Raw genomic sequence first — 21563 nt, 5'->3', positions numbered from 1 at the left:
ATGCTTATAACAGATTACCTCCGATAACAGTTTAAGCCCCACTACAGTTTCCGGATTGCTGAGTTAGGCGTTCAAGCAACTTACATCAGTTTGAGCGTTGGTTTAAGTAAAAATTTTTAAAATTTTTGATTCCTCAACTTCTCATAATTCCCTAAATACCGCTGCCTCCACCTTAATTACAAGCATTATGAAACATCCGGGTAAGGTTACTAGTTAAAAACAAAATATCTGCTGTTTTATGTCGTTTGTAAAAGTTCGTGACGCAAATAAATTTTGGTTGCTTTTTCGTAATCCGGTATTAACTGGCTGCACTTTCGTGTTTACCTTATTTTGGTTATACAGCGGTTTTGCCACCACTAATTTTTTCAACTGGCTACTCGAAAATCTGCTTACCTTGCCGGGCTTAATGGCATTTGGCTTTTTTTATGTGCGTTATTCTTTATCGCATAAAAGCGTGGTCTTTGTATTCTTGTTTTTGTTACTGCATTTATACGGTAGCCAGTATACGTACCAGAACAATCCGGTGGGTTATTGGCTGCAAGATGTCTTTCACTTATCGCGTAACCACTACGATCGGATAGTACATTTTAGTTTTGGCTTGTTAATGGCCTTGCCCATGTACGAAATATGCCGGTACCATTTAAAAAACGCCCGCTGGTTACCCTATCTTATTCCTCTGGAGCTTACCCTATCCATGAGCGTGCTGTTTGAATTAATAGAATGGATTTTTTCGACCTTGTTTGTGCAAGATAAAGCTTCGGTATATTTGGGAATGCAGGGCGATATTTGGGACGCACAGAAAGATGTGGCATTGGCTTTTCTGGGAGCAGTTATTGCAGTATCTTTTATTTGGTTTAACACCCATAAAAAAGTTACCACCCGGCAACCTGGAAGCAAAAATTTTTAAAATTTTTGCCTATACTCATCTAACAACCTTTCTATTTCAAAAGCCTGTATGCATTATCTAAAAGTAAATTAGCTTACATAAAACTCTATCGGTTTACAAAAATAAAAAAAACGGCTGCTCAAGGAGCAGCCGTTTAAAATTGTGTGTAGGAACAGTAATCTGTTATAGGCAACTCTCTTGCCAAACTTTTCCTGCAAACCTAAATTATTGCTTTATTACTATATACTGGCTTTATAATAATAAAGTAAATTCTAAAAATTATATTTAGAGCATTAAGGTATAATGCGTATATCCCTAATTATTTAATTTCAATAAGATTACAGCCAAAGACGATAAACAAAAAAGGCCCTACTGTTACCAGTAGGGCCTTTATCATTAACTAAATTTAAAATTATTTAATATCTCCGCGTTCGGCAGCTTTCTTCAATTTCTCGTTTGCAAAGATCGCTACTTCTACCCGGCGGTTAGCTTGTTTACCGGCAGCGGTAGTATTATCAGCCACGGGCTGGCTAGAACCAAAACCCTGCGAAGTTAACCGGCTCGACTCTACCCCTAACGAAGTAATGTAGTCAGCAACAGCTTGCGCCCGGCGTTCAGATAAGGGCTGGTTGATAGCATCGGAACCCGTATTATCCGTGTGACCTTGTACCATTACGTTGGTATCGCCATACTTTTTAAGCGTAGCGGCTAAACTTTCAATATCAGCTTTAGAAGTAGGCTGTAACTCCGCTGAGTTGGTGGCAAATAAGATTCCGGAGTTAAATGTAATTTTAATACCTTCACCTACCCGCTCAATTTTTGCGTTTTCCATATCACGGCGTAGCTCCTCAGCTTGCTTATCCATCCGGCGACCAATTACTGCCCCAGTAGAACCACCAACGGCCGCACCAATAATAGCTCCCGCTGCGGTATTACCAGTTATTTTACCAATAACACCACCCACAACAGCACCAGCACCAGCACCAATAATACCACCTTTGGCTGTTTTATTCATTTTTCTATTGGGCTGTCCAGAAGTTCGGCTTGAGCCTCCCCCATCTGGTGCTCCGGTATCACGACCAGTTTGCGAGGTTTTACAGGAAGAAAAAAGCACCAAAAAGGATAAAAATACTGATAAAAATAACTTTGAGATTTTCATAGAATTAATTTTTTGAATTTGCACTTTTAAATACGACAATATGCCTATAGTACTTGTTTTGCAAAAAATGGTTTAAATAATATATAATTTTTTACATATTATTGTAGTTGCAAAAAACAGGCCAACTCCACAAAAAAAACTAAAAGGCACAAGATCGAAGTAAAAGTTTCAGGCTATCAACCAGAAGCAGAACCAGATAAAATTTAGTTTGCCGTTTGTACTACTTTACCATTTACAGGCGTTGTCATCTGTTCGGTAGTCGTAGCAGTTGGTTCGGGTTGCAGCATTAACAACAACTGCGTTAATTTTTGTTTTAACTCTTTGCGATGCACGATAAAGTCCAGGAAGCCGTGGTCCAGCACAAATTCAGCCCGTTGAAAGTCTTTGGGCAGGTCTTTGCCAATGGTTTCTTTAATAACCCGTGGTCCGGCAAAACCAATAAGGGCTCCAGGTTCCGAGATATTAAAATCGCCCAACATGGCAAAAGAAGCTGTTACACCGCCAGTAGTTGGGTCGGTTAACAGCGAGATATAAGGTATTTTTTCTTCGGAGAGCAAAGCTAGTTTCGCCGAAGTTTTCGCCATTTGCATCAAAGAATAACCGGCTTCCATCATGCGGGCTCCCCCCGATTTGGAAATCATAAGAAAAGGGATTTGATGCTGCCGCGCATAATCAATGGCCCGAGCAATTTTTTCCCCAACTACCGAACCCATAGAGCCTCCAATAAAACTAAAATCCATACAGGCTACTACCAGGTCCAGGTTATTCATTTTACCGTGTGCTGTACGCACCGCATCTTTTAAATGGGTTTTGCGTTGCGAGGCAGCAATCCGGTTCGGGTAAGGCTGGGTATCCACAAACTCCAGCGGGTCCGAAGAACTCAGATCGGCATCCAGTTCCTGAAAATCCGGGGTATCAAATAGAATTTCAAAATATTCGGCCGAGTTAATCCGTTCGTGGTGGCCGCAATTTACACAAGTGTACAGGTTTGCCTTATGTTCGGTGGTATTAGTTACCCGTTTGCATTCGGGGCACTTATACCAAAGTCCATCCGGCGTTTCTTTTTTTTCTTCGGTAGGAGTTACAATTCCTTTTTCTACTCTCTTAAACCAAGCCATTTTTTTTGATTTTCTCCTTTCTGCGCAATGCGCTGCTTAATAAACGTTTGCACCTTTTTTAGTCTGCACCAGGCTGTCAAATTACCGCAGGTGGATGTTGTATGATACCGGACTTACTTTTAAACCAAAAATAACCAGAAAACAGGGTGCAAATATAGTAGTAAATTTTACCGGTAAAAAACTTTCGGGCTTTGTTACAAAACGTTGGTTCTAAGCATTACCCTTTTATTTAACGCATGTTTTTAAAAACAGATTACCTTAAAGGCAATTTGTTCTTATTGTTTGTAAATAACCGGCCTGGCAGTTATTTAAATGAATAACAGAAATTATTGCCGCCAACTGCTAATCTGCTATAATTTGTTTTGTAAATTGCAGCTCTGTACCACTCCCGTAATCAGTTCCATGATTTTTTTAAAATTTTCGAAATTTAGCTTTTTCTTTTGCCTCTCTACTCTTGTTTTTACTACTTCGTGCGTTACTAAAAAAAAGTACGACGACCTGAATAGCCAACTTTCTCAGGTAAGTTCAGATGCGGCAAATACCAAGCGCTCCTTAAAATTAGCTCAGGCGCAACAAGCCAAGTTAGAGGAAGAGTTAGGCAAACTTACCGAAGCTAATTTGAAATTAATCAGCGATTCTACTGACACCGGTATTGCGCTCCGCAAAATTAAAGGCTTGTACACCGATTTAACCAAAACCTACGACAACTTAATTAAAAACCACGAGAAGTTAATGTCGAACAGCGCGGCAGAGTCATCACGCCTTTCTTCGGATTTAGCTCGCCGGGAAGCTGAGCTCAAAGCCCTAGATGCTAATTTAAAAGCCAGCAAACAGCAAATAGACAAACTAAGCGTGGATTTAAAAACGCGGGAAGAACGCCTGAACGAATTGGAGCGGGTTTTAGCCGAAAAAGACAAAGCGGTAGATGCCCTGCGCAGCAAAGTGAGCAATGCTTTGCTAGGTTTTAAAGATAAAGATTTAACCGTAAATGTTAAAAACGGAAAGGTATATGTATCGTTGGCTGAGCAGTTGCTTTTTAAATCCGGCAGCACCAAAGTAGACCCGAAAGGCCAGGAAGCTTTACAAAAGCTGGCTAAGGCTTTACAAGGACAAGACGATGTAAATGTTTTAGTAGAAGGCCACACCGACGATGTACCCGTAGCCAAAATTACCGGCATTCAGGATAATTGGGATTTAAGTGTGTTGCGCGCCACCGAAATAACCCGGATACTAACCAAGGCGGGCTTAGATGCCGCCAAAGTTACGCCTTCAGGTCGCGGGCAGACTGCTCCGGTAGAAGTTGGAAAAACCGCCGAAATCCGGCAAAAAAACCGGCGCACCGAAATTATCCTTACCCCCAAACTAGACGAACTCTTCCAGATTCTGGAAACGAATTAGACACTAGATTCTTGATAATTAAAAAAGCCAGCTTATAGCTGGCTTTTTTAATTATCAAGAATCTAGTGTCTAATATCTAGCATCTAAAATCTAACTCAACGCTTGCTCTAAATCGGCTAGTAAATCATCTATATCTTCAATGCCTACACTCAAACGGATTAAAGAATCGCTGAGGCCACCTTTTAAACGTTCTTCGCGTGGAATGCTGGCGTGGGTCATGCTGGCCGGGTGGCCACAAAGTGATTCTACCCCACCCAGCGACTCGGCCAGCGAGAAGTAATGGAACTTCTCCAGGGTACGGATAGCATCCTGCATATCGTCGCCTTTTAACACAAACGAGATCATCCCGCCAAAATCACGCATTTGTTTTTGCGCTATTGCATGGTTGTTGTGATCGGCAAATCCGGGCCAGTAAACTTTTTCTACTTTTGGGTGATTTTTTAAAAATTCGGCCACTGCTCTGCCATTTTCGCAATGGCGCTGCATGCGCACGTGTAAAGTTTTTAAGCCCCGCAGCAATAAAAAGCAATCCTGCGGCCCAGGCGTTGCCCCCGAGGCATTTTGAATAAAAGTGAGCTGCTGCGCCAGATCATCGTCGTTTACGATTAAGGCACCCATTACCACATCGGAGTGGCCACCCATGTACTTGGTTAAGGAGTGCATTACTATATCAGCGCCTAAATCCAAAGGCGTTTGCAGATACGGCGTAGCAAATGTGTTATCTACGCCCAGCAAAATGTTGTGTTTTTTGGCAATTTCGGCTGCTGCCGCAATATCAATAATATTTAAAAGAGGGTTAGTGGGAGTTTCTACCCAGATTAATTTGGTGTTTTGATTAATGTATTTTTCAATATTGGCGGCTTCACTCATCGAAATAAAGTGAAACTTTAAACCGTATTTTTGGAAGATCTTTGTAAATATCCGGTAGCTCCCTCCGTATAAATCGTTCGTAGCAATAACTTCGTCGCCGGGGTTAAGTAATTTAATCAGCGCATCAATGGCGGCCATGCCGGTAGCAAAACACAAACCATGCTTTCCGTTTTCCAGGGCAGCCAAAGCATTTTGCAATTGCGTACGCGTTGGATTATGAGTGCGCGAATACTCGTAGCCTTTATGATCGCCGGGCGATTTTTGCACATAAGTAGAAGTTTGAAAAATAGGCGTCATAATAGCGCCGGTACTTGGATCGGGATGAACCCCCGCATGTATGGTTTTAGTGCCGAATTTCATATAATCAGTTACAGGTTACAGGTTGCAAGTTACAGGTTTTGTTAGTTAAATGTTACAAATTACCAATTCAAGTTAAGGTACACGATTTTGGCCCTGCCAATTTACAAGCGTATTTTCCAACAAAGTCTATTACCAGCTACTTGTTTGCCGAAAGTAAGTGATTGTTCATCCCTGTTTTTTAAATGCAACATGTAACTTGCAACCCCTAACCCGAAACCCGTTAATGTTTAAACAGCTTTTTCAAAAAAATCTTGGCACTTTTATCTCAATGGCCTTACTGGCAGTAGGGCCAGTACTTATCAGCTCTACTTTAGCCGTAGTATTGTATCAGTACCAGCACATTTTGCAGCAATTAACCTGGGGGCAAATGGCGCTCTACTTCTTAGTAGTGTCCTTTACCATGGCTTTTGCTATTACTCCCACTACATTTGTGGCCTTAATAACCGGCTTTTATCTAAACTGGAGTGGGTTTCCGGGAGTTGTGGTTTCGTATGGCATTGCTTCTTTGATTGGCTATGGTTTGGCGCAGGTTATTGACCATGGCAAGTTAATCCGGTTTATCAGCCATTTTGAAAAAGCGGCAGCTATTATGGAAGAGCTGAAAAATCAAAGCTGGAGCTTGATTATTTTAACCCGGATTTCTCCCGTTCTGCCTTTTGCCCTAATGACTTTTGTGTTAGCCATGATGAAGGTAGATAAACGTAAATTCTTTCTGGCCAGCATTGTGGGCATGCTTCCCCGCACCTTATTCTTTTTTTGGCTAGGCACTCAAGCTCAGGACATTATCGCCTTGTTACAAAACCCAGACACTGGCTCCTATGGTCGTATTTTAGTAATATTGTTGGTATTAATTTCTTTATTAGGTTTGTATTTTCTTTTTAACCGCGCTTTAAAAAAGACATTAGAAAAAAAAGTTACCCAAAATAATCAATAAAAGTTTACCAGAAACTTGCGTAAAAGCAAATGGTTTATGTATCTTTGCACTCTCAAAACAGAGATGGTCACGTAGCTCAACTGGATAGAGCATCTGACTACGAATCAGAAGGTTTGGGGTTCGACTCCCTACGCGACCACTTAAAAGCCCTTAAATTAACATTTAAGGGCTTTTTTATTTATTTGGGTGCAGTTTTGGGTGCAAAACAGTTCTTTAGATAATATTTTTTTAAGTAAATAATTTTTAATAAATTATTATTCAAATTAGCTTTATAATTTATGTTAGCTTAAATAAAATAAGACAACATTAACATAATCATTACTTAGCTTTCATTGTAATTTTTACCTTTTAATAGTTCCATTTTTTGAAGAAGTTAAAATCCACATCAGATATTTCTCAAAAAATTGTTTGAAGCATGGCGAATTAGGAAGGCGTAAATATTCATTTTATTAAATAACAATTTTGTACTAAAACGAATTTAGTACAGTAATCGGTGAACATTATCAATATATTCACGGTTTAATTTATACCATGGCAGCGGCAGATCACATCAAGTCTCTTATTGAATCTTTTGGTGATGCAGATGAGGCACGGTTCTTTTCAATCGCTATGCAGATCGCCGCGTCCGAATCTAGACAGGGGCACTCCAATATAGCCCATGAGCTAAAATCCCTTATCGAGAAAGTGCGTAAAGAGCGGTCTCTCTCAAATATTGGCCATGGTAAGACAATCTCCATATCTACTCCCAAACGTGAGCTTAATGAGCTGATAGATGTGTTCCAACCTAAGATTAAATTAGGTGATATGGTGCTCGACCCAACAGTGAAGCAATCTCTTGAAAAACTGGTGAATGAGCAGAGCAAATGGGAGATCCTCAGGAAACATAATCTTCACCCGCGTAGGAAACTTCTTCTCACTGGTGCGCCTGGCACGGGTAAAACAATGACAGCTCAAGCCATCGCTGGTGAATTGGGTATAGCAGTTTATATTATACGATTGGATGGCTTGATGTCAAAGTTCATGGGTGAGTCTATCGCCAAACTGCGCATGATCTTCGATGCCATGCAAGATCACCGTGCGGTATACCTCTTTGATGAATTTGATTCTATTGGTTCTCACAGAGACCAAGGACAGGACGTGGGTGAGGTCAAACGGGTGTTGAACAGCTTCCTTATAAACATTGAGAAAGATCAGAGCAACAGCATCATTGTAGCAGCTACCAACTTGCCCGACGCATTAGACAAAGCACTGTTTAGACGATTCGACGACATCATCCATTATCCACTTCCCGAAAAAGATCAGGTAACGGCCATCATAAAGAAAAGTACACGCGGGTATTCTTTTTCTACCAAGGTAAACCATAAACAACTAGCGGAACTGGCAGAAGGGCTTAATTATTCTGCTATTGTAAAGGCTTGTGAGGAGACCATTAAAGAGATGATCCTAAGCGGGAAAGAAAATTTGGAGCTTAATATTCTGCGCCAAGCACTTTCAAGGCGTAAATACTAAATGGCCAGCAATCAGAAATCACATATTCGCCTAGAAGGCTTTGCGGAAGGGTTGAATTATGAGTATCCACGTATTGTTGTGATTGCCTCAAACGTTAAGTTTCAGGACAGAACAACTCACGGCACGCGTATAAAAACTCAGTTAGAAACCGTCCGAAATCAGCTTTTACAGAATAGGCTAGAAGATTTACCCGAAGGCATAGTTCGTGATGATGCAGTCTATGTAGAGTTCACGTCCGAATGGGGCTATCCTTTAAAATTTGAGAGTCTTGAGCAAAATAGAGATCAGCCTCAATATGCTATAATGAACATCAAGGAGGAAGTGCGGGAGATCCAAGGTGAACAACAGGAGCGGTACCATGTTGCAGTAATGATGACTGAAGGAGGAATCAGTAAATTCATTCACAAAGCAGAGGAATATCTTACTGAAAATACTAAAAACAAATTAGGACAGGATACAGGAAAGCCTAAAAACGGCGACCTTCTAAATAATATTCGGAGGATCCAGGCAGCTACCCTCAAATCTTTCTGGACTGATGGTCCAGAGATACCTTTCCCAAGCGAGGATACTGTAACTTGGTGGGAGGCATGGTTCCGAAGGAAGGAAGATGATGATGCTAGTATTGGTCGCGTCCTACAAAATTTAAAAGGCTTCGGTGTTGAGATTGGGATGACCGAATTGATTTTCCCAGAACACAAAGTCCGATTAATCCGCGGAACAGCTCTCCAGCTCTCAAAATCCTTAATGTTGCTAGATAATTTAGCAGAGTTGCGGAAGCCCCAGGAGATTGCGGACTTTCTAACACACGACGAATCCACCCATGAAGACCATGTCGAATGGCTTGATGATCTGATTGCTAGAGTAGACCCCAGAATTGATAGAAATAGTGTGCTAATCTGCCTTCTAGATAGTGGTGTGAACAACAATCATCCATTGATAGCTCCATTTTTACCAGACCCTCATCTTCATTCCTACAAACCAGAAGATTGGAGTACTTATGATAGTGGTGCAAGCGGTGGACATGGTACAGGAGTAGCAGGTTTAGCGTTATACGGTGATTTAGTGGATGCTCTTGCAAGCCCTCACCGTATTCAAATAGCACATGGCTTGGAATCATTTAAAATAATTGAAACAAATGATCCTAATGCACCAGAGTTTTATGGTCCTATCACTGAATACGCTTGCACTGCGACTTTCATAGATAGACCTGATAATTTGCGGGTGTTTTGCATGACTGTTACCGCGAAAGATTTTGCCTTTAGGGGACGACCGTCAGCATGGTCTTCAGCGGTTGATAAAATTGCATTCGGTTCTGTTTATGATCTAGATAATCCCGATGCTCAGTTGCTAATTGTGAGCGGGGGAAATGTGGAAATCAATAACCTAGAAGATCATCCGTCAAAGAACTATTTAGAGTCTGTTCATGACCCTGCACAAGCGTATAATTGTTTAACTGTAGGGTCTTACACAAGAAAAGACAGGGTAGATCAATCTTTACATGCAGGTTGGGCACCCTTAGCGCAGAATGGTGCGATGGCGCCTAGTAATTCTACATCGACCACTTGGGAACACCAATGGCCAATCAAACCTGACATCGTTATGGAAGGCGGCAATATTTCCACTAATGGTATATTCACAGCTGATCACGCATGCCTTAAGGTTTTAACTGCAGATAAGGACTTTCCTCATGATCTATTCAAGCCATTTGGTGATACCAGTGGTGCAGCAGCGTTGGCAGCAAAGATGGCAGCAGAGCTTCGCACTGCTTATCCTAACTATTGGCCAGAAACAATCAGAGGCCTCATGGTCCACTCTGCGGAATGGACTGATGCAATGCTTGGAGGCCGACCAATAGCAAACTTCCGAGAATCAAATATGAGAACCCTACTTCGCTCTGTTGGCTATGGGGTACCAAACAAGGAGAAGGCGATGTTCAGCGCAAATAATAGTTTGACGTTGATCGCCGAGAGGTTTATTCAACCATACCAACCAAATGGTTCTAACGCAAAATATAAAGATTATCATCTCTTTACGCTGCCGTGGCCTGCCGATATCCTAGGAGATCAACTTTATGATCAGGATGTTACCTTGAAGGTAACTCTCTCTTACTTCATAGAACCAAACCCAGGTTCTAGGAACAAAAGCTATGCGAATACCTATCATTACCATTCCCATTCCTTGGACTTCGCGGTCATAAAGGCTAACGAATCACTTGATAATTTTAAACGACGTGTATCTGCTGCAGAAGAATCTATGAACGAAGAACATGATGGGAGTGGTGAACCTTGGATTATCAAAAAGGTAAGATCACGCGGCTCAGTCTCGAAAGATTTTATTACTATGTCAGGTGCAGATATGGCTAGGAGGAATGTCATCGCTGTTTACCCAAAAGGCGGTTGGTATAAAACTCGCAAGAAAATGAACAAGGTTAATTCTATAGTGCGATATAGCTTAATCATTTCAGTAGAAACACCAATTACTGACGTTGACTTATACACGCCAGTTTATAATTACATAGAAAATATCGTTTCGACGTGAAATGATCACTAGATGCGAGTCATAACCTTTATCGTTTAGGTATTTGAGGGTGCATAAGCCGCGTGATTGCCTACAAACATACAAAAATTATAAACTAGTACTTTTTATCTTAAAGATAGACTATGAAGTTTTATAATATTTTTACACATACTATATTCCATAGTATTTTGTAAGTGCTTCAGCAAGTAATGTACCTGCTGTTCCGATTCCTACTTGCCATGAACCGTCTAATGATTTATTCAACATTTTTTGAATCCAACTATTAACCTTAGGGCCAAACAATCTTCTCTCGGCATCTGGTTGTTCATCAATAATGTTCTGTAATTCATCAATATCGAAAGAAGCTAAATGATTTTCTGCAAGTAGCTTACGAAGTACATCAAAATTGTTTTTTTCTATGTTTACCTTATTATTTATACTAGAATTATTTCCGGTGTTAATAAAGTTACCGTCGCCTTGATTATGTATTTTATTGTTCAAGTAGGATAAATTTTGGTTTGAAGATGAATTAGGTGAATTGTAATTGATGACACCCGAATTATTAAAAGAACCTAATGAGCTTTTCGGGGATAAATCAAATTTGTGATCATAAAGTAGCTGTAATCCATTTTCGTTTATTTTCACACCACTTTCTTCTGTTGCAAATACCAAATTGCTACGCGTGAGTTTGATATCTATAGCATTTGCTAATTCATTATTATGATCAGCAATAGAAAGTTCATTGAGAATGTCTGATACATGTAAAAACCTTTGGCTATGGTCAGCCAAATACTGTAAAACTTGAAAAAACCGATCAAGATTAGTTACCTTATTATTTTTCCCATTATGTTCTTCTTTACTTAGCCAAGCTAAATAACCACCTTGTTCTTGTACACGTCTTCCTTTATCAAGAAGTCTTAAAAATGTATATTTATTAGATGCCTCGAGTACTTCTTCAGCCTCCATTCTATCTAATAAGGCATTAAAATGAATTCCATGCTTTTTGGCTATCATATTAATCATGTTATTTCGAAGGTGTGCGCCCTTTAACTCTTCTTCATAAACAAGTTTTAATAATTCATCTAATGCAGCTTGAACTGGATTTGCTTCCATATTTATACTTTTTGTTTTATGAATAAAATTTTGGCTATTAACCCTTGATGGTCAACTTATAAAAAGTTGATTAATAACTTAATGAGCATTCCTTTTTTTTATAAATCTTTTTACATCCACGCCCGCAAACTCTAGAATCTTGTATAGAGTGGGTTGGCTTTTAATGTGGAACATACTGCGGATTTCTTCGGTACTCCTTACATTCTTCTCGTACACTTCCTTCACTTCAGGCGCAATTCTTTTGTAGCGCTCATTTAAACCAGAAGGTCTCCCTCCTGTTCTTCCTCTTGCCCGAGCGGAATCCAAGCCAGCTCGAGTTCTTTCCCGAATAATATTTCGTTCATGCTCGGCCAGAATACATATAAACTGAAAGAAGAGATTCCCCGTAGCACTGCACGTATCAATGGATTCATTCAAAGATTTCAAATTTACTTCCCGTTTCTTGAGTTCCTCTACTAACTGAATTAACTGCACTGTACTTCTACCTAAGCGGTCAAGCTTCCAAACCACAATTGTGTCTCCAGGCCGGGCATAGTCGAGCATCTTTTCAAAGTGAGGCTTATTGGTTTTTACACCCGAAATTTTATCGGTGAAAATTTTTTTGCAGCCTTCGCTCTTCAACGCATCTAGCTGTAAATCTAAGTTTTGTTCTAGAGTCGAGACTCGGGCATAACCAATTTTAGTCATTTGTGTAAACAATTTATCACAAGAAGTTAAAATACATTTAGAAAAAATACATGGTAATATAAACAATGTTTTGATACACTTTCCATGTATTGGGCACTGTGTAGAAAAACCCTCGTTTTTTTACACAGTGCCCATTATCTGCTCCTCTGTTACTGGACGCATCAGTAACTGATTTTAGTTAATAATTTTTAGTCCGTTACTTGGGTAAAACTACTTTGGTCTTATCTCAAAAATCCCGTCTCACAAAGGCGAAAATTATTTTGATTAGTGAGATGGCTTTGTACGATGAATATTCCACTAAAAACATTTAATTTCTTGAAGGTTTGTTCTATCTCTTTATTAGATCGTTTTCTGAGATAAATTTGGTCAACGTGTTTCCAGATAAAAAAAGTAAAATCCGGACAGTACAAGGAGTGCTATCCGGATTTTGTACTTCAAACAAATTAAGGTTACCTACTCCGGAGTAGTTTATGCGTGCTTTGCCCCACCGAGGTTTGCAGTTGCAAGAAATACAAACCGGCTTCCTGTTTGCCCGCTTGCCATTCCAACTGGTAAACTTGGTTTGCTTGCGCTTCTGCCTGGAACAAAGTAGCTATTACTTTCCCTTGCCCATCTACGATGCGCAGGGTAGCCGGTTGGGTTTCGGGTAAGCAAAAGCGGATGCTTACCTTTTCCTGAAACGGATTGGGATAAGTCGTTAATTGTTTCGCTCCAATGAGCGGAGCTTCCCCCGCGGTTGCCTGCTGGCTTGTCGTTACGGCACTAGAAGGTACCTCGGGTGCCACTTTCACTAACCAGTAATCAGCACTTCTGTCATAAAATAATTTGTAGTTACTTTGCTCGCCGCTTACAGCCGAACTGGACCAGCCGCCTAGCAATAAACCACCGTCACTGGTTTGCAGAATAGATCGTAGTTCTTCGGAGCGGCTACCTCCAAAACGTTTATCGTACACTTTATTTCCTTGCGCATCTACTTGTACAACCCAATAATCACTCTCGCCCCGGCTGGTCTGCGTTTTATCGCCATCTGCTTCCGAAAAGGAGGTGCCCGCCAATATCAGGCTGCCATCTTTCAGGCGGGTACTAGCCCGTAACTGATCGTTTTTACTACCCCCAAAGCGCTTATCCCACAATTTTTGCCCGGTAGCTCCAATCTTGATTACCCAGTAATCTTCCCCGCCCTGGCTAGGCTGGCTTTTCTCGCCGTTAGCTGCCGAGTTGCTGGTGCCGGAAATAAAAAACTCCGGCCCCTGGCGCAGCACCGAATAAGCATCGTCTTTGCCGTTGCCCCCGTAAGTTTTCTCCCAGAGGAGTTCGCCTTGTTGGCCGGTTTTCACTACCCAGAAATCAGTGCTCCCCCGGCTGGGCTGGCTCTTGTCGCCACTAATCCCCGACAAGGAACTGCCTACCAGTAAAAAGCCACCGTCTTGGGTAAAGGCAAAGCTGCGTAAGACTTCGTTGTTGCTGCCACCGTAACGTTTGTCCCAGAGCTTCGTGCCGGTGGAGCTTACTTTTAACAACCAATAATCCGAGCCGCCTTGGCTACCCTGGCTTTTTTCACCGTTAGCCGGAGAGCTGCTGGTACCCGCCAGGATGTATTTGCCGGAGGGTAACTGCATGACTTTGGTAAGCTCATCGTCGCCGGTACCGCCGTAACGTTTATCCCATTGTTTATTGCCCTGCGCATCAACTTTTACAATCCAGAAGTCGCGGTTGCCGCGGTTACTTTGGCTTTTATCAAACCCAACATCTGACAGTGACGAGCCGGCCAGCAAGTAACCCCCATCCTGGGTCTGAATAACCCGACTGGGCGTATCATCCTTGGCACCGCCCAAAATTTTAGTCCAAAGCTTTTTACCATTCCGATCGCTCTTAACAACCCAGAAGTTCGTGCCCAATTGCCCCGGTCGCAAGCCGGAAATATCACCATTGTCTAATGAAGAATTGGAGTAGCCCAAACTGAAGTAACCACCATCGCTGGTTTTAATTACATCTATTATTTTATCGTCGCCACCACCACCATAGGTTTTGTCCCAGGAGGCGGCTAATGGTTCCGGTACTTTATTGGCGCTTACCTGTACCGCCCAGAAATCAGCTTTACCGCGGCTTTCTGTGTTTTTGTCGGCTCCAAGGCCGGAAAAAGAGGTACCTGCTAGTAAAATATCACCTGAAGTGATGCGAATAGCGGTCGCTAGCAGGTCGTTGTCAAAGCCTCCAAGGACACGCTCTTCTACTACTTTGCCTTGTTCCTCTATTTTTATGATTTGATAATCCTTTAATACAATATTGGCCGTGCCCGCCAGTAGATAACCGCCTTCCGGTAAACGAATCAGGGTACTTAAGTAAGATTCTGCTTTGCCATAAATCTTATCCCATACTTTTTTGCCGTTGCGGTCAATCTTTAAGACCCAATTATTAAATGCTTCATCACTATAAACTTCATCCGGACTGTTGATTCTGCCTTCCGTTTTTTCGGCACCCACGAAAGCACTGGATGAACCCCCTAACAAGAAGCCGCCGTCGGGGGTATTTACCATCGTGCTCAATCTGGATTCCCCCACATCAATGTACCAATCATACAGTGCTAAGCCTTTGATGCCCCCGTATGTTTGGTCCCATATTTTGGCGCCTTGTTCATTAATCCGTACAACCCAATAATCTACAATGGCCCGTACTTCCTGGCTTTTTTCGCCGGAGATGCCCGAACCGGAATAACCGCCTACTAAATATCCACCTTCGGGTACTGCTAGAATGCTAGACAGACGATCTACCCTAGTGCCACCGTAGGTCTTATCCCATATTTTCTGACCTTTACCATCGATTTTAAGCACCCAATAATCTCCTGAGTAATATTTGTTGTTGATTAGATCCCGGGTAGGTTGGCTTTTATCGCCGCTTTGACCCGAGACTGAAGTGCCGCCCAGTAAATAGCCTCCGTCGGGGGTAGCCACTATACTGGCCAGAATATCGTCCTGGCTGCCGCCGTATGTTTGGTCCCACAGCTTATGGCCATTATTATCAATCTTTATTATCCAATAATCGGTTTTGCCTTTACTCTCCTGACTTTTATCACCGGACTTAGCCGAGGCAGATTTTCCCCCGAGTAAATAGCCTCCATCCGCAGTAGCTACCATGGCCATTAATCGATCGGGAGTATTGCCACCAAAAGTTTTATCCCAGATTTTTCTACCGTTTTTATCAGTTTTTACCACCCAAAAATCGGTATCGCCTTTACTGCCTTGGCTTTTATCGCCAGTAATCGGTGAATCAGAAACTCCACCTAGTAGATATCCGCCATCGGCCGTAGCTATCAGGGTGGTAAGTGTATCCATCTGGCTGCCGCCAAACCGCATTTGCTGTTGTTTGCCCGTAAGAGTTACTTCAAAACTTTGGGTGGTTGAATAAGGTTTATAGCTACCGTTACCAGCCTGAATAGCGGCCACCCGCACGGTACCAGCGCCAGCAACGGTTACCTTATTGCCATTGAGGCGGGCCGGACCCGACAAAACTTCAAAGGTAACTGGTAAGCCAGAACTGGCTTTTGCTGTAAGGGCAAAGGCCGGATCATTTATTTCTTTGTTTACAATAGGTTTAAAAGTAATATCCTGGTTGCGGAGAAAATCATTTTTTAATTTTACAATCCAGAAATCTTCTCTTCCCCGGGAATTTTGACTTTTATTTCCGCTTATAGGCGAACTGGAAGTACCGCCGATAATAAAATTTCCATCCGTGGTTTGTTGCACTGCAGAACAATATTCATAACCACCTCCGCCAATGGTTTTATCGGAGAAAAAAGAACCATCGGAACTTAATTTAACAAGCCAATAATCAGGTACTCCATCGGGACGTTCTAGTAGCGTATTGTCTTCCGATTTTTCGCCGCTCTTATTGGATATGGAGGTTCCCGCCAAAATATAACCGCCATCCTTGGTTTGTTGAATGGATTTTAAATCTTCGCCTTCGCTGCCACCTACGGTGGTGTCCCAAACCTTTGTGCCATCCGCTTTTACTTTTACGACCCAATAGTCTGTGAATCCTCTACTCGCCTGGGTTTTGTCGCCGCTGATGGGAGAGTAAGATGTACCCCCTAGAATGTACCCGCCATCGCTGGTTGGTTGTACTTTCACCAGTTCATCATCCCGATCTCCGCCATATGTTTTACTCCATTCTTGGTTCAAATTGGTATCCCATTTAGTTAGCAGAAAATCATTGTAACCATCACCATTTCGCTGAATGGTGCCCCCTAAAACAAAGCCACCATCACGAGTTGCCTCGATGGACCTAAACCATAAACCTCGTATGGATTTGGTCTTAATTACTTCGCCTTTAGCATTTAATTTTATAATGTTATAATTATCGCCTTCATTGATTATAACACTTGACAGAATGTAACTACCGTCGGCTAATTGCTCGAATGCCGATACATTTTCCGCTACTTTACTGCCCAGCGTTTTATCCCAGGCTTTGCTGCCATCAGCGTTTAATTTTACCAGCCAGATGTCACTCTTAGAATAATAAGGCAGACTTGACTCATCCAGGCTAGGCTGCGATTTGTCGCCTCCAACTCCGGAATTAGAGGTACCGGCTAGAATATAACCCCCATCACTGGTAGGCAGAACAGTGGTCAGCCGTTCGGTGCCCCGGCCACCAATGGTTTTGTCCCATGCTTTTGTCCCATCAGCCCTTAATTTGAGGAGCCAGTAATCACCATGATCCGGAGAATCTTTATTGGTATCCCGACTAATTTCCGTTTTGTCGCCGCTTTTACCGGATTCTGTTGTTCCCCAGGCAATATAACCCCCGTCGCGGGTTTGCTGCAGCGAACTTAGATAATCCGAACGGTTGCCACCATAGGTTTTATCCCAAAGTACAGTTTGGGCCGAAGCCAAGCTTGTTATAAAAGAGAAAATGATCAGCAAAATAATGCATAGATGCCAGCAGTTATCTGCTGGAGTTCGTAATGAACTCAAATTTAAAAAAGGAGTAAAATGTTTTTTCATTGGAAGGTTGTAGGGTAATAAGTTTAGGAAATGAGAGAGCAGAGAAGTAAACTAATTGGTTTTCATCTGGAGATTGGTATTTATTTGCTAAAATTAAGGATATCTACCTACAGGTGCAATACCTAAACTTTGGTATATTTACTTATTTGATTAATTATTTTGCTCCTAATTAATCATGACCCTTTGATTGTACAAAAGCTAGAAATCCGCTCCTATTTAACATATAATTAGTTATGAGATAAAAGGCTGCTATACACTGTAATCAAGGCATAAACAAGGCTTTTTGTTTTGTACTTTACATATATAACTTCATAGAACATCCAAATCTTTTAGAGGAAAGCTAGAAAAAAAACGGTGAGCCTGAATATAGGCTCACCCTTCAGAGTTTAAATGTTAGCAATAAAGGGGGACTTTTTAATATAAGTGTTGTCTGTTAATTGCTCCACGAGAAAGCTGGCCAAATCCGCGGCACTTATCTGATCCCCTGGGCAGTCCTCCAGACTTGTTTTTACTTTATGCCTTCCATTTGTTTGCGCAATCAGGGGCAACCTCACTAAAGTCCAATCAATAGGGCTAGCCGATAGTAGTTGGTACTCCCGCTGCCGATCAGCTGTTGACCGAGGAAAGTTAGCGTACATCCAATCGGTTGCCGCTTTTGTCTGCAAGCCTTTTTTATCCCAAGGAGCATCCACCTGCAATCCGGTCAATACAATATAACGGCATACCTGGTATTGCTGCATGGCCCTGATTATATTCTTGGTGGCCTGGCTGAATATAGTTGGTTCACTGGCCGGGACACCCAAGCCTAGGGCACTAATTACCGCCTGAGTGCCGGCTATTAAAGCTTGAAGATCTTCATAAACGGTTACATCACCTGTAACAACCTCCACTAAGGGACTTTGAACGGGAAATCTTTCCCGATTCCTAATTAGAACTTTAATCGGAATGCCTTGGTCTACAAGTTCTTGGACCAGGTATGTTCCGGATTTACCCGTACCGCCGATGACGGCAATCTTTTTTATTATTTCCATTCTCTTCTTTATAAAATTTGATAATAGCCTTTTGCTTCGCGTTCTTTCATGAGAAAAACCGAAGGCAGCAGAAGCCTAGGGTTTCTACTGCAGAGGAGATCCATATTTTATAAAGAGACTTTAATAGACGAAATATACGGGAAAGTTTCGAATGAATAAGGCTTTGGCAGCAATCAGCTTTTGCCCCAAAAGGTAAACTTCCTTTAGGCAGCAGTTATCCTAATTTCTTAAAGTAGTAAATGGTGAAGACTCCCAACGGCCGTTTTCTAATACTTCCAATGAGCAGTAATAATGGGCCTAGATTTCCTTGGTTCTCGTACATTCGTTAACTCCTCTCCTACTCGGCCAGCCAAGTCTTATAAGTCTTGTTATGTAAAACAAGACTTTGCATTCTCAGAGAAATGGTCGTTTCCTGAGATTTTTCATCAATCTATTTCTTGACAATTTAGAATGCTACATTATTGGAAATACAAATTATTTCTGACTATTCAGGCTGTCAGCTATCGCTGTAGAAGTATCACTCATCATGACTCCTACTGGATTAGAGGAATCAGCTGTTGTTGGAGGAGTAGTGCTGTTTTCTTCTGTCGTGCTGTTGGAATCAGCAGAACCACTCTCCTGCCCTTTTCCGCAGCAGGTAAAAACAACTGCTAGAGTAATGGCTACTAAGATCTTTTTCATATTGTTTTCTAATTTTGATGATGGGTAACCTTATACCAGTTGCTTTTTACCCTGTAGAAAAGGTTGGGTATATTCCCGTTGCCCCGTTGCTTTGTACAACGCGTTAGCCAGGGCTGCAAAAATAGGTGGGAACAAAGGTTCCCCTAATCCAGTTGGATCCTCCTGATTTTTAACAAAATGAACTTCAATCGCTTTGGGCGCTTCACTGTGCCGGATCATACGGTAGGTGTGGAAATTGTTCTTCTGAGGCACTCCCGCCTGAAAAGTCATTTCGCCATACAAGGCATTGCCAATGCCGTCTATAATGCCTCCTTCACTCATATTGGTGGCCGCATCCGGGTTCACCACCACGCCGCAGTCAACGGCCGCATAGACTTTCTCCACTACAGGTTTGTTTTCCTGCATGGTTAAATCAATAACCTGAGCCACGTAGGTATTATGACAAAAATAAGCCGAAACACCCCGGTAAACGCCGTTCTTAGTTTGTTTCCAGTTGGACTTGTCGCGCACTAATTTCAGAACCCCGGCATACCGTTCCGGGTTATAATCGTTCTCCTTGCCCACGGGTTTATTCTTGGCCCTTTCCAACAATTCCAACCGAAATTCAATGGGATCCTTACCGGCCAGTTCCGCTACTTCATCCAAGAAGGACTGTTCCACGGCCCCCAGGAAATTGGACCGAGGAGCCCGGAAGGCGCCAATAGTTATGTTGGAGTCTATCATCCATTCTTCGGCTAAGTAGTTGTCCACGGCACCAGCCGGGAAGCGATTTTGGGCAAAGCCCAGAGGACTTTCCGGAATTCCACCGGCCTTGACCTGATAGGCAATTAAATTGTTATTTTCATCCAAAGCGGCTTTATACGTGGCTGTATATGCCGGCCGGTATATGCCATAAGTCATATCATCTTCCCGGGTGTACACCAGTTTGACAGGAGCTTGCAATTTCTGGGAGATAACCGCGGCCTCCACTAAATGGTGTCCGTAAGCTCTTTGACCAAAGCCGCCGCCCATCCGGGCCAGTTTAATGTGAATTTTATCTTTGGGCAAGCCTAGCCGGGCCGCCAAGGTTTGCGATATTAACTCGGGTGCTTGAATAGGAGCAACGATTACGGCTTTATCGGCAGTAACGTGCGCAAAACAATTAACCGGTTCCATGGCATTGTGCGCCAGAAAAGGAGCCGTATACGTGCGCTCAATGACTTTTTTGGCAGTTTTAAATACTTGCTCCGGGTTACCATCTCTCCGGAGCGCTTTGCCCGGTTTCTTGGCCATTTCTGCCATCTGAGCCTGATGCCCTTCGGTGCTTTCCAGGCCCGCTGGGATTCTGACGCTTTGTTTCCCCCCTCCCCATCCGGCTACGGTTACGGTAGACTCCGGTGATTTTTCCCATTCGGCTTTTAAAGCCTTCTTGGCGTTCATTACTTCCCAGGTAGAATTGCCCACCAACACGATCATCTCCGTGAAACTGGTCGTATCAAAGCTGTTTCTTTCGTAATCGTCCGAGAGGGTTTTAATTGTAAATACATCCTTGATGCCGGGCATGGATTTCACGGATGTAGCATCTACTGATTTTACTTTTTGACCGAAAGCCGGCGGATGCGCAATCATGGCAATCAGCATGCCGTCTTGCTTGTAATCCAGGGTAAACAAGGGTTTACCCGTTACAATATTCATCCCTTCTACGTTTCGCTTCGAGTTACCAATGATTTTGAAATCACCTACTTTTTTCAAAGGCACTTCTTTCGGCACTTCCAACTTAGCGGCTTGAGAAGCCATTTCTCCGTAACCCGCTTCCTTGCCACTGCCCTTATGGTGTAATACGCCGTCCTTGGTGGTAATCTCACTAACCGGTACTTTCCAGGTTTGGGCAGCGGCTTGAATCAACATGTGCCGAGCGGTAGCTCCCGCGGTGCGTAAAGGTTTCCAGGCCATCTGCATAGCCAGGCTGCCCCCGGTAAACTGGCGATCAAACCGCTCCGGAAAGAAGTCCGCTTGCTCTACCTTCACATTCTTCCAATCGATATCCAACTCTTCGGCCAGCATCATCGGTAGAGAAGTCTTCACATTGGAACCAAACTCCGGGTTGGGAGCCATCAGAGTAACCAATCCATTATCTCCGATTTTAATGTAACTGTTGAGCTCAAACCATTCTTTTGGCAGTTTCGACACTTCTTCCGTAGTAGGTTTGCAGCCGGCCAGCCAGCTAAAACTAAGCATCAATCCGCCGCCCGCCAGAGCCGAAGCCTTTAAGAAATCTCTCCGGTTGATCGTTTTTTTTACGCTTTCCATAGATAAATAAA

General features: G+C 42.5%; 14 protein-coding genes and 1 tRNA gene. 6 read left to right on the top strand and 9 right to left on the bottom strand.

Annotated elements, in window-relative coordinates; translation table 11 throughout:
* Positions 1-238 precede the first annotated feature (238 nt).
* Entirely contained in the window at positions 239-907 is a 669-nt protein-coding gene (locus HUW51_RS10330; RefSeq protein ID WP_185273957.1) for a DUF2238 domain-containing protein, read from the top strand.
* 391 nt (positions 908-1298) lie between these two features.
* Here the strand turns inward: HUW51_RS10330 and HUW51_RS10325 are convergent, their stop codons facing one another.
* Together HUW51_RS10325 and accD are read right to left on the bottom strand one after the other, a co-directional pair.
* On the bottom strand, positions 1299-1901 hold the full coding sequence (locus HUW51_RS10325; RefSeq protein ID WP_228466993.1) for an OmpA family protein: 603 nt from the start codon (positions 1899-1901) through the stop codon (positions 1299-1301).
* A gap of 347 nt (positions 1902-2248) precedes the next feature.
* The gene (gene accD, locus HUW51_RS10320) at positions 2249-3163 is read right to left on the bottom strand and encodes an acetyl-CoA carboxylase, carboxyltransferase subunit beta (protein WP_185273955.1); all 915 of its coding nucleotides are present in this window, start codon (positions 3161-3163) and stop codon (positions 2249-2251) included.
* A gap of 402 nt (positions 3164-3565) precedes the next feature.
* On the opposite strand from accD, the gene HUW51_RS10315 reads away from it, so the two are divergent.
* Positions 3566-4561 (top strand): OmpA family protein, encoded by a 996-nt coding sequence (locus HUW51_RS10315; protein WP_185273954.1) that lies wholly within the window; start codon positions 3566-3568, stop codon positions 4559-4561.
* 90 nt (positions 4562-4651) lie between these two features.
* Here HUW51_RS10315 and HUW51_RS10310 read toward each other — a convergent pair whose 3' ends face one another.
* The gene (locus tag HUW51_RS10310; protein WP_185273953.1) at positions 4652-5791 is read right to left on the bottom strand and encodes a cystathionine gamma-synthase; all 1140 of its coding nucleotides are present in this window, start codon (positions 5789-5791) and stop codon (positions 4652-4654) included.
* 268 nt (positions 5792-6059) lie between these two features.
* On the opposite strand from HUW51_RS10310, the gene HUW51_RS10305 reads away from it, so the two are divergent.
* From HUW51_RS10305 to HUW51_RS10290, 4 genes are all read left to right on the top strand, one after another.
* A complete protein-coding gene (locus HUW51_RS10305) occupies positions 6060-6725 on the top strand; it encodes a TVP38/TMEM64 family protein (protein ID WP_228466992.1) in 666 nt (221 codons plus the stop codon).
* 65 nt (positions 6726-6790) lie between these two features.
* A tRNA-Arg gene (locus tag HUW51_RS10300) sits at positions 6791-6864 on the top strand.
* Between the two features lie 392 nt (positions 6865-7256).
* Positions 7257-8234, top strand: coding sequence for an AAA family ATPase (locus HUW51_RS10295; RefSeq protein ID WP_185273951.1), 978 nt, complete (start codon positions 7257-7259; stop codon positions 8232-8234).
* On the top strand, positions 8235-10772 hold the full coding sequence (locus tag HUW51_RS10290; protein ID WP_185273950.1) for a S8 family peptidase: 2538 nt from the start codon (positions 8235-8237) through the stop codon (positions 10770-10772). It begins immediately after the preceding gene.
* Between the two features lie 150 nt (positions 10773-10922).
* Here HUW51_RS10290 and HUW51_RS10285 read toward each other — a convergent pair whose 3' ends face one another.
* The 6 genes from HUW51_RS10285 to HUW51_RS10260 form a co-directional block, all read right to left on the bottom strand.
* Complete coding sequence (locus HUW51_RS10285) at positions 10923-11864, bottom strand: hypothetical protein (protein ID WP_185273949.1); 942 nt, start codon at positions 11862-11864, stop codon at positions 10923-10925.
* 78 nt (positions 11865-11942) lie between these two features.
* Positions 11943-12551, bottom strand: coding sequence for a recombinase family protein (locus HUW51_RS10280; protein ID WP_185273948.1), 609 nt, complete (start codon positions 12549-12551; stop codon positions 11943-11945).
* Between the two features lie 449 nt (positions 12552-13000).
* Positions 13001-17440 carry a T9SS type A sorting domain-containing protein gene (locus HUW51_RS10275; protein WP_185273947.1) on the bottom strand — a complete coding sequence of 1480 codons (4440 nt, stop codon included), beginning with the start codon at positions 17438-17440 and terminating at the stop codon, positions 13001-13003.
* A gap of 497 nt (positions 17441-17937) precedes the next feature.
* Positions 17938-18582 carry an NAD(P)-dependent oxidoreductase gene (locus HUW51_RS10270; RefSeq protein WP_185273946.1) on the bottom strand — a complete coding sequence of 215 codons (645 nt, stop codon included), beginning with the start codon at positions 18580-18582 and terminating at the stop codon, positions 17938-17940.
* A 474-nt stretch (positions 18583-19056) separates the two neighbouring features.
* Positions 19057-19263 carry a hypothetical protein gene (locus tag HUW51_RS10265; protein WP_185273945.1) on the bottom strand — a complete coding sequence of 69 codons (207 nt, stop codon included), beginning with the start codon at positions 19261-19263 and terminating at the stop codon, positions 19057-19059.
* Between the two features lie 30 nt (positions 19264-19293).
* Positions 19294-21552: a molybdopterin cofactor-binding domain-containing protein gene (locus HUW51_RS10260; protein ID WP_185273944.1), complete on the bottom strand. Its 2259-nt coding sequence runs from the start codon at positions 21550-21552 to the stop codon at positions 19294-19296.
* Between the last annotated feature and the right edge of the window lie 11 nt (positions 21553-21563).

It is taken from the genome of Adhaeribacter swui (assembly GCF_014217805.1).
Lineage (GTDB): Bacteria > Bacteroidota > Bacteroidia > Cytophagales > Hymenobacteraceae > Adhaeribacter > Adhaeribacter swui.
The sequence above is the reverse complement of the archived record's forward strand: the minus strand, read 5'-3'. Positions and strand labels throughout refer to the sequence as shown.